Here is a 14,723-nt window from a genome sequence, read left to right on the forward strand (position 1 = left end):
AGCCTGGAGCGGCTTGCATCCACCCGGTCACTCTGAGGAGTCACGTGTCGTACGCCACCACTACGCGCTCCGAGCCGCGAAAGCGGCGCGCCCGTCGGCCGTGGCCCCGCTGGGCCCGGTGGTGCGTGGCCGTCGGCACCACGCTGATGACGCTCAGCGGCGTGGCGCTGGGTGGCAGCGCGTTCCTGCTGCACAGCGCGACCAGCAAGGTCACCCGGCAGAACCTGCTCGGCGCCGCGGCGGCCCCGCGTCAGCACCAGACGATCACGGGGGCGAAGAACATCCTGCTCGTCGGGGTGGACAGCCGCCCCAACCAGGACTCCGGCCAGCTCGTCCGGTCCGACTCGATCATCCTGCTGCACATCCCGGCGGACCACAGCCAGGCGTACCTGGTGTCGCTGCCGCGGGACACGCTGGTCACCATCCCCGCCTACGACAACGGCGCGACGCCGTACCACGGCGGGCAGAACAAGATCAACGCCGCCTTCGCGTTCGGCGGCCGGGGACTCACCGGCGCATCGGCGACGTCGCACGGTTTCGAGCTGCTGGCTCTGACCGTGCGCGACCTCACCGGGATCACCCCGGACGCCGGCGCGATCATCGACTTCCAGGGCTTCAAGAAGATCGTCCAGGTCCTCGGCCAGGTCTGCATGTACGTCGACGAGACCACCACCTCGATCCACGTGGGGCATGACGACAAGACCGGAAAGCCGGCGGCGCCGTACAAGATCAATCCCGACGGCACGGTGAACCACCGCATCCCCGGGGTCACCCCGAACATCTACGAAAAGGGCAACCAGTGCCTGGACCCGACGCAGGCGCTGGACTTCGTCCGGCAGCGGGACCTGCTGGCGAACCACGACTTCGACTACGGCCGGCAGCGCCACCAGCAGCAGTTCATAAAGGCGGTGCTGCACCAGGTGGTGACCGACGGCCTGAACTCGCCGACCAAGCTGCCCGGGCTGCTGTCGGCGGTCGGTAAGGCCATGACCGTCGACGACGGCGGCATCTCGCTGGAGGACTGGGCCTTCGCCATGCGGGGGATCCGCCCCGACTCGATCACCACGATCAAGACCAACAACGGCACGTTCAACAGCCGTACGGTCCCGGGTGTCGGCAGCGCCGAGGTCCTCAGCCCGACCAGCGTGCAGTTGCTGCACGCGGTCCGGGACGACACCGTCGACGCGTTCGTCGCGGCCCACCCGGACTGGGTGGCCGACTCCGGGCCGGCGGCACCCGCTCACTAGGTGCACCTGTCATGAGTGGCGCCGTTCGGCGGTGTCGGGGTCGATGTTGCGGGCGCGCGGACCGACCTCTGGTGGGGTGATCCCGATGGCGTCAAGGTTCGCGGCACCGCACCCGGGCCCAGGCCCGAGGCGCTGCCGCGCGCGCATCGGGCCTTACGGGCGTGCGGCCCCGGCGCCGGAAAATCGTTGGACAATGTGGACGTCGCGCGGCGATCGTGGCGCTGTGCAGCAGGAGGACATCTGGAACGTCGAAGCCGCTCAGCGCTACGACACGCCGGGTAGCGGCATGTTCGCGCCCGAGGTCCTGGTGCCGGCCGTCGACCGCCTCACCGAACTGGCGGCCGGTGGACCGGCGCTCGAGTTCGCCGTCGGCACCGGCCGGGTGGCCGTCCCGCTCACCGAGCGAGGGGTGCCCGTCACCGGCATCGAGCTGTCCCAGCCGATGATCGACCAACTACGTACGAAGGCGGACGAGGCGACGGTCCCCGTGATCGTCGGCGACATGGCGACCGCCGTCGCCCCGGGCAGATACCCGCTCGTCTACCTCGTCTACAACACGATCTCCAATCTGCTCACCCAGGCGGAACAGGTCGCGTGCTTCCGCAACGCGGCGCGCCACCTCACCCCCGGTGGCCGGTTCGTGATCGAGCTCTGGGTGCCCGAGCTGCGTAAGCTGCCACCCGGCCAGCAGGCCACGGTGTGGCACTCCGAGTCCGGCTACATCGGCCTGGACACCTACGACGTGCTACGCCAGCACGTCGTGTCACACCACTTCAGATTCGACGACGGTACGCAGGCGCGGCTGTTCCGCAGCCCGCACCGCTACATCTGGCCCGCCGAGCTCGACCTCATGGCGCAGCTGGCCGGGTTCGAGCTGGAGTCCAGGCACGCGGACTGGGCCGGAGCGGAGTTCACCGCCGAGTCGCGTTCCCACGTGTCGGTCTATCGCCTCCCGCCGGACCACTGACCCGAAACGGACAGTCGCCACCATGCCACCTGTTCGCCTGATTGCACGTGGTGGCCCGCGTCCTCATGCTCATCACAGCGGGGAGGCCGGCGGTGGCGACCCATCGCGGCCGGCGGGGTGACTTCCGGGACAGGTCCGGCGGCCTCGCGGGAGCGAGAGTCCGGCCGATAGTCGGATACGCCGCTGGCCCTGCCCGCGCATCATGATGCGGACACGAAGACCGGATGCGGGAGTCACAGATGGGCACGGGCGTCATTCTGAGCATCGCCGGCGGGCTGTTCTGCCTGCTCGTGGTGGTCGTGATCGGCTGGGTGCTGGCCGCCTACAACCGCCTGGTTCGCCAGCGCAATCAGGTGCAGGCGTCCTGGGCGCAGATCGACGTCCAGCTCAAGCGTCGGCACGACCTGATCCCCAACCTGGTGGAGACGGTCAAGGGCTACGCGGCGCACGAGCGCGGCACGCTGGAGTCCGTGGTCGCCGCCCGCACCGGTGCGATCGCGGCGGCCGGGGGGCCCGGTGTGGCCGACCGCGCGGCCGCCGAGAACGTCCTCACCCAGGCGCTCGGCCGGCTCTTCGCGCTGGCGGAGGCGTACCCGGACCTGAAGGCCAACCAGAACTTCGCGGCGTTGCAGGGCGAGCTGGCGAACACCGAGGACAAGGTCGCCTACGCCCGGCAGTTCTACAACAGCGCCGTCCAGACGTTCAACACCACCGTGCAGTCCGTCCCCACCAACATCATCGCGGGCATCGGCGGGTTCCGGGCGATGGACTTCTTCGAGGCCCCGGACGGCGAACGCGCCCCTGTCCAGGTGCGCTTCTGACGGCGCGAGGGTGGCGATGGACCGGCGCCTGCTCCTCGACCTGGCGGTGAGCGCGGCCGCGCTCACCGGCTGGTTCCTTGTCTACGGCATCGTGCGGCTGGTCACCCGACCGGCCAGTCCGGCGCCCGCGCCGGCCACCCCGGAACTCGGGGCCGAACCGCCGGCCGTGGTGAGCCTGCTGGTCAACCGCTGGTCGCTTACCGAGGACGCGGCCGAGTCGACGCTGCTCGACCTCGCCGCCCGTGGCTTCATCGAGCTGCGCCAGCCAGGCAACGACCCGATGCAGACCACCCTGCACCTGCCGTCGGTGCCGCCGGACGACGGCGGGCTGCGGCCGTACGAGCGCCGGGTGCTCGACCGGATACGCGGGCTCGCGGTGAACGGAGTGGTCCCGCTGACCGCGCTGACCTTCCGCGAGCAGGCGCAGGCCAAGGCGTGGAACAAGCGGCTGCGCGCGGAGGTCGTCGCCGATGCCCGGGCGGCCGGGCTGTCCCGCCGGCGCTTCGGGCCGGCGGTGACCACCCTCCTGGTCAGCGCCGCGTTGGTCGCCGGGGTGGGTGTCGGCCTCGCCGTCCTGCACTACGGCATCTGGCACCAGGAGGACGACAACGTCGGTTTCGCCGCCGGTATCGTCACGTTCGCCGTGCTCAGCGCCATCGCCGGGGCGTCGCCCGGCGAGCGCGACACGGCCCTCGGTCGTCAGGTGGCGGCGCGGTGGCTCGGCGTCCGCGACTGGCTGCGCGGGCACGAGCAGTTCCACGAGCTGCCGCCGGCCTCGGTGACGATCTGGGACCGGTACCTGGGCTATGGTGCCGCCGTCGGTGCCACCCGACTGACCAGCGCCGTGCTCGACCTCGGTCTGGGCGAACGGACGCTGGTCTGGTCGTCGTTCGGCGGCACGTGGCACCGGGTGCGGGTACGGTACCCGCGCTTCTTCCCGCGCTACGGCCAGACGCTACCGAGAATGCTTTTCCGCGCGGTGATCGGCATCGCGATCGGCGCCTTCCTGCTGAAGGTGCTCGGCGGCTCCGTCGACCTCGCACCGTCCACGACCGACCGGGCGGAGCGGATCCTGGCCCTCGCGGCCGACGGCATCGTCGCCCTGGCGCTGCTGCTGGTGGCATCCGGTGGCTACACGCTGGTGCGTGGCCTCGCCGACCTCGCCACCGAACGCACCATCACCGGCGAAGTGCTCTGGCTGGAGGTGTGGCGTTCGACCGCCCAGAGCGACAATCGGCCGGCTCGGCCCTGGCTGCACTACCTGGCGGTGGACGACGGCGTCGGCGACCGCACCACCGCCTGGGCGTTGCCCAGCCAGTGGGCGGCCGGTTGCCACGACGGCGACACCGTGACGATCAGGGTGCGGCCCTGGACCCGGCGGGTGGTCGAGTTGTCGGTGGTGGGCCAGGGCCACTCGCGACGGTTGATGGAGCCGGCGGTGGCCGACGACACCGATGACCTGCCGCTGACGAAGGGACGCGGCGGAGAGTCCGGGCCGGCTGAGCCGATGCCGCGGCCGACGGACCTGTTCACACCGGAGGAGGTCGGGCAGGCGCTGGGCCTGCCGGTCCAGGCCGCTGAAGGGCTTGAGCTGCCGAGCCCGCTGGCCGGTGCCCAGTTCCGTTCGGCCGCCGACGGCCGCCCCGTCCTGATGGTCCAGGCGGTGAGTGGGGCGCCGGGACGGTGGATCTGGCGGCTCAACGCCCGAGGGCAGGAGCTGCCCGGCATCGGCGGCGGTGCATTCGTCTCCGCGTCCGGCGGGCGGGCCGTGATGCGGGTCGGCGACAGCACGGTGGCAGTGACGATCACCGACGGCGTACGCGCCGGCTACCTGCCATGGCTGCTGGCCCAGGGAGCCGCTCGGGTGTCTGCCCGGCACGACGGGGCGACCACCTGACCCGGAGCCCGTGCCGAGTCGACCGACCGCACGGCTGACGGCCTGGTGCGACCTGCCCCAGGAATTCCTGGCTGGCAGAACGTCCACGGCCAGGTCGCCTGAACCGACGCCGGCAGTGTGCGCCGCATGAACCACACAGGCCGGTTGGCGGTCGGGGATCGACAGACGCTGTCGGCTGCGCCCGGGAGCGACTGTCCTCCATGTATTGACACTGCTGATGTGAGCGGTAACACTTGGGCGCCTGGCCTGCCTGTTTCATCTGTTGGCGCACTCAGGCTGCATCCTTGAGCGCGCTCACATGGCCGGGCGGCCCGGTGCAGTGGAAGACCACGTGCCGGACGTCCGGCCGGTGCTGGCGGTCCCCGGTGATCCCTCGTCAGCCGGCCCGGCCACGGGCCAGATCAAGGAGAGTGAGAAGTGGGCAAGGAGTTCACCCGCCGGAATCTGCTCCGAATGGGCGTGTTGGCGTCCACCGCCCCTGCCGCGATGACCATCGCGTCGGCCGTGGGTGCCTCGGCGGCCATCGCCGACGACGGCGGGGCCGGAGCCGGGACGAGTCCGACGCAGCCCGGTGCCCCGGTCAAGCCGTTCGACCTCGACCGGGTGACCCTGCACGAGGGAATCTTCCAGCAGAAGCGTGACCGGATGCTCAACTACGCCCGGAACTACCCGGGCACCGGCAAGGTCCTCGACGGACCGGACCGGATGCTGAATCTGTTCCGGGCCAACGCCGGCCTGCCTGCCCCCGGCACCTGGCCGGGCGGCTGGGACACCCCGAACCACCTGCTGCGCGGGCACTTCACCGGGCACTACATGACGCTCCTGTCCCAGTGCTACGCCGCCACCGGCGAGGAGATCTTCCTCGACAAGCTCGACTACCTGGTCGAGGAGTTGGGCAAGTGCCAGCGGGCGCTCGACGCGCGGCAGGTCGGCCGGGTCACCGGCCGGCCCGGAAAGGCCGTACGGCTCAGCGACCCGCACCCGAACCAGTACGTGCGGCTGCCCGCGGGGCTTCTCGCCGGCGTCACCGACGTGACGATCGCGGTCTGGCTCAAGCTCGGCACCAGCCAGACCAACGCCAAGATCTTCAACTTCAGCACCGGCTCGAGTGCCTACCTGTCGCTGTCTCCATGGGTCTCGGCCAGCATGGGACCGCGGTTCGCGATCACCACCAGCGGCAGCAACAACGAGCAGCGCATCGACGGCACGAGCAACTCGGTTCCGGTCGGCCAGTGGGCACACGTGGCGGTCACGATCTCCACCGCGGACAGCACGGGCCGGCTCTACGTCAACGGGACTCAGGTCGGCGCGAGCACGATCCGGTTGACCCCGGCCAACCTGGGCTCGACCACCAACAACTGGATCGGGCGGTCGCAGAGCACCAACGACCCCTACCTCAACGCGACGGTGGACGACTTCCGGATCTATCCCCGGGCCCTGACCGCGGCCGAGGTGCAGGCACTCGCCACCGCGGACCCGGCAGCGGAGTCGCCGGACCCGACCGGCCTAACGGCCTGGTACCGCTTCGAGGAGGAGGGTGAGATCGCCGTCGACCACTCGGGCAACGACCGCGACGCCACCATCATCGGGACGAGCTACCCCGGCTTCCTCGCCGCCTTCCCCGAGGGCCAGTTCAGCCGGCTTGAGCCGCCGACCCTCCAGGAGAACAGCGGCGCCAACGCGGTCTGGGCACCGTGGTACACCTGCCACAAGATCATGAGGGGTCTGCTCAACGCCTACCACCTGACCGGGAACGAGGAGGCGCTGGACATCGTCTTCCGGATGGGCGACTGGGTCCACCAGCGGCTCAGCCGGTACAACCAGGGCGAGCTGGACCGGATGTGGAACATCTACAGCGCCGGCGAGGCGGGCTCGATGAACGAGGTCATGGCCGAACTCTCCGCGCTCGCCCCGAATGCCGAAGCGCAGGCCCGGTACCTTCAGGCCGCCAAGGCGTTCACCTTCACCACGATCTTCACTGCCTCGCTCGCGGAACGCGACGAGTTGAACGGGCGGCACGCCAACCAGTACATGGCGCCGAACATCGGCTACCTGCGGCTCTTCGAGCAGACCGGCGTCGAGGACTACCACACCGCTGCCAAGAACTTCTGGGCGATGGTCGTCCCGCACCGCACCTTCAGCAACGGCGGCGCCGGCCGCAGCGAGCACTTCGGCGTACGAGGGGTGATCACCTCCGGTTTCACCTCGTCCTCGGACCCGCGGCACGCCGAAACCTGCTGCGCCTACAACATGCTCCGGCTGACGCGGAACCTGTTCTTCCACGAGCAGGACGCGGCGTACATGGACTTCTACGAGAAGGCGCTGCACAACCAGATCCTCAGCTCGCGCCACGATGTCGACAGCGTGACCGCCACCGAGGTGACCTACCACCAGAACATGTGGCCCGGCCGATCGCGGAGGATCGGCACCACCATCGAATACAGCCGGTACGGCGGAAACGGCAGCTGCTGCAACGGCACCGGCCTGGAGAGCCACACCAAGTACCAGGAGTCGATCTACTTCCAGTCGGCGGACGAGTCGACGCTCTACGTCAACCTCTTCATCGCCTCGACGCTGACCTGGCCCGGCCGTGGGTTCGTCATCACCCAGGAGACGCAGTACCCGACCGAAGGCGCCAGCAGCCTACGGTTCGACGAGGGCAGCGGCCAGCTGACAGTGAAGCTCCGGGTGCCGTCGTGGGCCGTGAAGGGCTACACCGTCCTGGTCAACGGCAAGCGCCAACAGCTCACGGCCACGCCCGGAAGCTATGTCACCCTCGACCGGAAGTGGTCCCGCGGGGACACGATCGACATCTCGATGCCGTTGAGCTTCCGAGTGGAGAAGGCGCTCGACAACAAGTCGATCCAGTCCATTCTCTACGGTCCCACCCTCATGGTCGTGCGGGACGACACGCCCAGCTACCGGGAGTTCACCTTCTTCAAGGATCTGAAACTGGACGGCGACCTGGCCGGCGCCATCCAGCCGACGGGTGTCCCGATGCACTTCACCACGCACGGATACACCCTGGCGCCCTACTACATCTCCGACCCGGTGCCCGGGCAGTTCAACGCCTACCACCCGTATGTGAAGCGGGTCGAACCGGAGGTCGTCTTCGGGCCGGCCACCACCGGCGTGCCCAACGACGGCATCCGGGACGAGAACGGGGAGACCTTCCTCGACCGGGTCTGGGCGGCGGCGCCATTCCGCAACCACGGACAGTTCCTCAAGCACGTGAAGGCGGTCCTGGACGAATGGCTCGCCGCAGGCCGGCACACCGAAGCGCAGCGGGAGGCCGTCTTCGTCGCTGCCGCAGAGTCCAACGAGGATCTGGCCCTGTGACCGGGTCCACCTGCTGAGGTCGGTCGCGACCGAGCCGCGCTGAACCGATCCACGGCCCGGCGGAAGAGCGTTTCCGCCGGGCCGGTTGGTGGCTTCTGCTCAGGACTTCCTGTTGCCGCTGCTGGCCCGGACCACGAGCGTCGGTTCCACCGGGGGCGGGTTCGCTCGCCCGAGGGACGGGTCGGCGGCCAGCGACTCCAACAGCGCGGCGACGCAGCGGCGGCCGACTTCGTCGAAGTCCTGGCGGACGGTGGTCAGCGGCGGGGAGAAGTAGGCGGCCTCGGGAATGTCGTCGAACCCGACCACGCTGATGTCGTCCGGCACCCGCACGCCCCGTTGATGGAGGGCGCGGAGCAGGCCGAGCGCCTGGTGGTCGTTGGCGCAGAAGATCGCGGTGATGTCCGGGCGGTCGACGAGCGACTGCCCGATCTCGTAGCCCGCCCGGGGGCTCCAGTCTCCGGTGATGACCGGCGGGACGCGACGGCCGGCCGCCTCCAGGGCAAGCCGCCACCCGTCGATGCGATCGCGGGCCTCCAGCCAGTCGCGCGGCCCGGCGATGTGCCACACGGTCTCGTGTCCGAGCGCGAGGAGGTGCTCGACGGCGAGGCGGGCGCCGGCGACCTGGTCGACCGAGGCAGTGGGAAACTCACCGCCACCGCCGGGTTCGACCACCACCGCGGGTACGCCGGTGGGCAGGCCGTGTACGGCCACCGCCGCACTGACCATCGGGGCGATGAGCACGACCCCGGCCACCGACTGGTCGGTCAGCGAGTCGATGGCGGAGGCCACCCCGGCGCGGTCGAGCCGCTCCAGGGTGACGATGCTGATGCCGTAGCCCGCGGCGCGGGCCGCGCGCTCGATGCCGAGCAGGGTGGCCGCCGGGCCGTAGAGGATCGTGTCGAAGCTGACCACGCCGATGACGCGGGAGCGCCGGCTGGCCAACCCGCGCGCCATGGCGTTGGGCCGGTAGTTGAGCTGATGCACGGCCCGCAGCACCCGTTCCCGGGTTTCCTGCCGGACGCTCGGATGATTGTTCAGCACCCGGGAGACGGTTTGATGAGAGACACCGGCAAGCCGTGCGACATCGCTCATCACTGCGGCACGCGCGGCCTGCTGCTGAGTCATGGCACCTCCCCCTTCGGGGGGTCATCGTAGCCCCGCCGCCGTCGGCAAGAAGAGCCGCACGGCCCTCCCCGGCCATGGCGACGGGGGGGCCGTACGGCTCTCGGCGGCGGGCGGGATCATCGGCGCGTTCGCGGCGCAGGAGCGCACCGACAACCAATCGACTCCCACCAATAGTGGTGCCGGATCAGAATCCTCTGGCCAGTCGGAAGTAGGCCTGATTCGAGCGGATCTCGTGGGCGAGGCGCCGAGGGGTGGTGTCCGCGTCGATGACGACGAGTTCGGTACGGGTCATCTCGGCGAGGTCGTCCAGTTCCTCGATCCCGACGGCCTGCGACAGGACCGTGTGGTGCGGTGCGCCCGCGGTGAGCCACGCCTCCGCGGAAGCGGCGAGGTTCGGGCGGGGCCGCCACACCGCCCGGGCGACGGGCAGCTTGGGCAATGGCTGCGGTGGGGCGACGACGTCGATCTCGTTGGCCACCAGCCGGAACCGCTCGCCGAGGTCGGCCAGTCCCAGGACCACCGCCGGGCCGGGCCGGGCGTCGAAGACCAGCCGCACCGGGTCCTCGCGCCCGCCGATGCTCAACGGGTGGATCTCCACGGTCGGCGTCCCGGCGGCGATGCTGGGACAGACCTCCAGCATGTGCGCGCCGAGGACGACTTCCTGACCGGGGGTGAGGTCGTAGGTGTAGTCCTCCATGAAGGACGTGCCGCCGCTGGCGCCGATCGACATGGCCTTGAGCGTGCGCACCAGCACGGAGGTCTTCCAGTCGCCCTCCCCGCCGAAGCCGTAGCCGTCGGCCATCAGCCGCTGCACGGCGATGCCGGGCAGTTGCCGCAGGCCGCCGAGGTCCTCGAAGTTGGTGGTGAAGGCGCCGAATCCGCCGGCCTCGAGGAAGTCCCGCAACCCGGCCTCGATGCGCGCGGCGTAGCGCAGGGAATCGTGACGCTCGCCGCCGGGGCGCAGCGTCCGGTCGAGCCGGTAGCTGTCGTCGTACTCCTTGACCAGTTCGTCGATCCGCCCGTCCGGGACGGCGTCGACGGCGTGCACCAGGTCGTTCACCCCGTACGTGTTGACGGATACGCCGAACCTCAGCTCCGCCTCGACCTTGTCGCCCTCGGTCACGGCCACGTCGCGCATGTTGTCGCCGAAGCGGGCCAGTCGCAGTGAGCGCATCTCCGCGTACCCGATCGCGGCTCGGGTCCAGGCCGCGATGCGGGCGGTGACCTGCGGGTTGCTGACGTGCCCGGCAACCGTCTTGCGGGCCACGCCGAGGCGGGTCTGCGCATACCCGAACTCGCGGTCGCCGTGGGCAGCCTGGTTGAGATTCATGAAGTCCATGTCGATCTCGGACCACGGCAGCGCCACGTTCGCCTGCGTGTGCAGGTGCAGCAGCGGGGTGCGCAACGCGTCCAGACCGGAAATCCACATCTTCGCCGGCGAGAAGGTGTGCATCCACGCGATGATGCCCACGGCCCCCTGGACTGCGGCGTCGCGGCAGACCGCCAGGATGTCGGCGCTGGAGGTGAGCACCGGCTTCCAGACCACCCGGGCGGGGATGGCGGGATCGGCATCGAGTCGCGCAGCGATCTGCTGGGACTGATCGGTCACCTGACGCAGGGTCTCCGGACCGTAGAGGCCCTGGCTGCCGGTGAGGAACCAGACCTCTGGGGCCGGCGATGGGCTAGTCATGGGGTTGCCTTCCGATGGACGGTTCGTGGGTTACTTCTTGCGGATCGCGATGAGGCGCTGGAGCAGGATGAACGCGAACAGCAGGCCGCCGATCACGATCTTGGTCCACCAGGAGTTGAGGGTGCCGTCGAAGGTGATCAGTGTCTGGATGACGCCGAGCACCAGCACGCCCAGCACGGTGCCCAGCACGTAGCCGGCGCCGCCGGTGAGCAGGGTGCCGCCGATGACCACCGCGGCGATCGCGTCCAGCTCCATGCCCACGGCGATCAGCGGCGCCCCCGACAGGGTGTAGAAGGACAGCAGGATGCCCCCGATCGCCGAGCAGAGCCCACTGATCGTGTAGACGGCGATTCGGGTGCGGCCGACCGGTAGGCCCATCAGCAGTGCCGACTGCGGGTTGCCGCCGATCGCGTACACGTTGCGGCCCAGCCGGGTGTACGCCAGCGTGTACGCGGCCACGGCGACCACCGCGACCGTGATGAGGACGCTGACGGTCACGAAGTTCTCGCCGATCCTGATCCGTTCCTGCGCGGCGCTGGTCCAGAAGCCGTCGGAGATGGGCACCGAGACCGAACTGATCCAGGTGCACAGGCCGCGGGCGAAGAACATGCCGGCCAGGGTGACGATGAAGGGCTGGATGTCGAAGAAATGGATGACGCAGCCCATCACGAACCCGAGCGTCGGGCCGATCAGCAACGCGATCAGCAGCACCAGCGCGGGCGGCAGGCCTTCGCGCAGCAGTGCGGCCGACACCATCGCGGTCATCGCCACCACCGAGCCGACCGACAGGTCGATGCCGCCGGTCAGGATCACGAAGGTCATGCCGACCGCGACGACGAGCAGGAACCCGTTGTCGATGAAGACGTTGAAGATGACCTGGACGTTGGAGAAGGCACGGTACTGCGAGACGCCGATGCCGTACATGACCAGCAGCAGAGCGAGGCTGACCAGCACCGGGACCTGCCGCCGCGGCAGCCGCAACCAGGTCGGGCGGCCCAGTCGCGCGGTGAGTTCCGTCGTGCTCATCAGGCTGCCACCTGCTCCTTCTTCTGGTCGACCGGGGCCGACGGGGGCGCCCCGGGGACTGGCCGGCGCCGGAACCTGGCGCGGAATGCCGGCGCCTGGATGAGGCAGACCGCGATCACCACCATCGCCTTGAACAGCAGGGAGGTCTGCGGGTCGATGTTCATCGCGTACACGGAGGTGGTCAGGGTCTGGATGATCAGCGCGCCGACGACGGTGCCGCTGAGGTAGAAACGACCGCCGGCCAGCGACGTGCCGCCGATGACCACGGCAAGGATCGCGTCGAGTTCGACCCACAGCCCGGCCGAGTTACCGTCGGCGCTGGACACGTTCGCGGTCATCATGAACCCGGCCACCGCGGCGCAGGCGGCGCTCACGACGTACACGAGGAGCTTGATGCGCCGTGCGCGGATGCCGGCCAGCCGGCTGGCCTCGGCGTTGCCGCCGACCGCCTCGATGATCATCCCGAGGGCGGTGCGGCGGGTGAGCACCGCCACGAGCAGCGTCACCGCTAGGGCGATGATGATCGCGAACGGCAGGGTCAGCAGGTGTCCGACCCCGATCATCCGATAGGGACCGCTGTTGATGGTGATGATCTGCCCAGAGGTGATCAACTGGGCCAGGCCGCGTCCGGCGACCATCAGGATCAGGGTGGCGATGATCGGCTGGATGCCGATCACGGAGACCAGCACCCCGTTCCAGGTGCCGAGGAGCAGCGCGACCCCGCAGGCGATGGCCAGGGCGGTCAGTACGGCGCCGACGTTGCTCTGGTCCGGCTGACGACTGATGTAGAGGCAGGCCACCGCGCCGCTGACGGCGACCACGGACCCGACGGACAGGTCGATCCCGCCGGTGGCGATCACGAGGGTCATGCCGAGGGCGACCAGGATCAGCGGGGCGCTGAGCCGGACGATGTCGATCAGGCTGCCGTACAGGTGCCCGTCCTTGACCTCGATGGCCAGGAAGCTCGGCCGGTAGGCCGTGTTCGCTGCGAGCAACACCACGAGCACCACGACCGGCCAGAACAGCCGGTGACCGGTGACGCCCGACAGGCGTGTCTTCCAGGTGGTCATGCCTGGTCCTGCCCTTTCTGCTCCGCTCCGCTGGCGATGACGCGCATGACGCGTTCGGCGTCGAGGCTGTCGTCGTTGGCCAGTTGGGTGACCAGCTGCCGGTCGCGCATCACGGCGACCTTGTGGCTGAGCCGTAGCACCTCCTCCAGTTCGGCGGAGATGAACAGCACCGCCATCCCGCCGTCGGAGAGCTGCACCACCAGGCGCTGGATCTCGGCCTTCGCGCCGATGTCGATTCCGCGGGTCGGCTCGTCGAGGATCAGCAGCCGCGGCTCGGTGATCAACCACCGGGCGAGCAGGACCTTCTGCTGGTTGCCCCCGGAGAGGTTGCGCACCGGCATGTCCGGGTCGGCCGGGCGGATGCTCAACGCCTCGATGTAGCGCCTGACCAGCTCGTCCTGGCGCCGTCGGGGCACCGGCCGCAGCCAGCCGCGGGCCGCCTGCATCGCCAGGATGATGTTCTCCCGCACCGACAGGTCACCCACCAGGCCCTCGGTGCGCCGGTTCTCGGAGCAGAACGCGATGCTCCGGTCGATGGCGGCGACCGGCCCCCGGATGGTGACGGGCCGGCCGTCCACGGCGAGCCGACCCCGGTCGGCGCGGTCGGCGCCGAAGAACAATCGGGCGACCTCGGTGCGTCCCGATCCCAGCAGCCCGGCCATGCCGACCACCTCACCCTGATGGATGGTGAGGCTGAACGGCGCCACGGAGCCGGTTCGGGCCAGTCCGGTCGCCTCGACGACCGGGACGCCCGTCTCGACGGCCGCCAGGTCCCGCCCGGCCTGTTCGTCGAGTCGCTCCAGGGTGTCGAGCTCCTTGCCGATCATCTTTTCCACCAGGGCGAACTGCGGTAGCTCCGCGGTCGGGTATTCGCCGACGAGGCGGCCGTTTCGCAGTACGGTGATGCGGTCGGCGATCCCATACACCTGGTCGAGGAAGTGCGTGACGAAGAGGATCGCGATGCCCTCGTCGCGTAGCTGACGCATGATGCGCATCAGTTGCGCCACCTCGTCGGCGTCCAGGCTGGACGTGGGCTCGTCGAGGATCAGCACCCGGGCGCGTACGTCGACGGCGCGGGCGATCGCCACCATCTGCTGTACGGCCAGGGAGTAGCTGCCCAGCAGCTCGCTGACGTCGATGTCCAGGTCGAGGCGGGCCAGCAGGGCCGTCGCACGGCGGCGCATCTCGCGCCACTGCACCGCCCCGAACCGCTCCGGCTGACGTCCGATGAAGATGTTCTCTGCCACGGACAGGTTCGGGCAGAGGTTCACCTCCTGGTAGACGGTGCTCACTCCCGCCGCGGTGGCCTGCATGGGACCGGCGAACGAGACCGAGGTGCCGTCGAGCGTGATGCTGCCGGCGTCGCTGCTGTACACCCCGGTCAACACCTTGATCAAGGTGGACTTGCCGGCGCCGTTCTCGCCCATCAGGGCGTGCACCTCACCGGGGAACAACCGGAAGTCGACACCCTCGAGGGCCCGAACCCCGGGGAAGAACTTGCTGATCGCGGTCATCGTCAGGACCGGATGCCTATCCGACAT

General features: G+C 69.6%; 10 protein-coding genes. 5 read left to right on the top strand and 5 right to left on the bottom strand.

From position 1 onward, the window contains the following. The first annotated feature begins 125 nt into the window (after positions 1-125). The 5 genes from ACNAVT_RS07670 to ACNAVT_RS07690 all read left to right on the top strand — a co-directional run bounded on the left by ACNAVT_RS07670 (position 126) and on the right by ACNAVT_RS07690 (position 8,271). The gene (locus ACNAVT_RS07670; RefSeq protein ID WP_416294143.1) at positions 126-1,247 is read left to right on the top strand and encodes an LCP family protein; all 1,122 of its coding nucleotides are present in this window, start codon (positions 126-128) and stop codon (positions 1,245-1,247) included. 223 nt (positions 1,248-1,470) lie between these two features. Then, on the top strand, positions 1,471-2,214 hold the full coding sequence (locus ACNAVT_RS07675) for a class I SAM-dependent methyltransferase (RefSeq protein ID WP_416294145.1): 744 nt from the start codon (positions 1,471-1,473) through the stop codon (positions 2,212-2,214). A gap of 224 nt (positions 2,215-2,438) precedes the next feature. Beyond that, positions 2,439-3,035, top strand: a complete 597-nt coding sequence (locus ACNAVT_RS07680) for a LemA family protein (protein WP_416294147.1) — start codon at positions 2,439-2,441, stop codon at positions 3,033-3,035. Positions 3,036-3,051: 16 nt separating this feature from the next. Then, positions 3,052-4,932 carry a DUF2207 family protein gene (locus ACNAVT_RS07685; protein ID WP_416294149.1) on the top strand — a complete coding sequence of 627 codons (1,881 nt, stop codon included), beginning with the start codon at positions 3,052-3,054 and terminating at the stop codon, positions 4,930-4,932. Positions 4,933-5,349: 417 nt separating this feature from the next. Next, the gene (locus ACNAVT_RS07690) at positions 5,350-8,271 is read left to right on the top strand and encodes a beta-L-arabinofuranosidase domain-containing protein (protein ID WP_416294151.1); all 2,922 of its coding nucleotides are present in this window, start codon (positions 5,350-5,352) and stop codon (positions 8,269-8,271) included. Between the two features lie 99 nt (positions 8,272-8,370). On the opposite strand, the gene ACNAVT_RS07695 is transcribed toward ACNAVT_RS07690, so the two are convergent. The 5 genes from ACNAVT_RS07695 to ACNAVT_RS07715 all read right to left on the bottom strand — a co-directional run bounded on the left by ACNAVT_RS07695 (position 8,371) and on the right by ACNAVT_RS07715 (position 14,723). Continuing rightward, positions 8,371-9,396, bottom strand: coding sequence for a LacI family DNA-binding transcriptional regulator (locus ACNAVT_RS07695; protein WP_416294153.1), 1,026 nt, complete (start codon positions 9,394-9,396; stop codon positions 8,371-8,373). A 184-nt stretch (positions 9,397-9,580) separates the two neighbouring features. After that, positions 9,581-11,086 (bottom strand): L-arabinose isomerase, encoded by a 1,506-nt coding sequence (gene araA / locus ACNAVT_RS07700; protein WP_416294155.1) that lies wholly within the window; start codon positions 11,084-11,086, stop codon positions 9,581-9,583. 30 nt (positions 11,087-11,116) lie between these two features. Beyond that, positions 11,117-12,112, bottom strand: a complete 996-nt coding sequence (gene yjfF, locus ACNAVT_RS07705; protein WP_416294156.1) for a galactofuranose ABC transporter, permease protein YjfF — start codon at positions 12,110-12,112, stop codon at positions 11,117-11,119. Beyond that, positions 12,112-13,182, bottom strand: a complete 1,071-nt coding sequence (locus tag ACNAVT_RS07710) for an ABC transporter permease (RefSeq protein ID WP_416294158.1) — start codon at positions 13,180-13,182, stop codon at positions 12,112-12,114. Before ACNAVT_RS07710 ends, yjfF begins: the two co-directional genes overlap by 1 nt. After that, positions 13,179-14,723: a sugar ABC transporter ATP-binding protein gene (locus ACNAVT_RS07715; RefSeq protein ID WP_416294160.1), complete on the bottom strand. Its 1,545-nt coding sequence runs from the start codon at positions 14,721-14,723 to the stop codon at positions 13,179-13,181. The genes ACNAVT_RS07710 and ACNAVT_RS07715 overlap by 4 nt, the downstream gene beginning before the upstream one ends.

It is taken from the genome of Micromonospora sp. SL4-19 (assembly GCF_047921475.1).
GTDB lineage: Bacteria > Actinomycetota > Actinomycetes > Mycobacteriales > Micromonosporaceae > Micromonospora.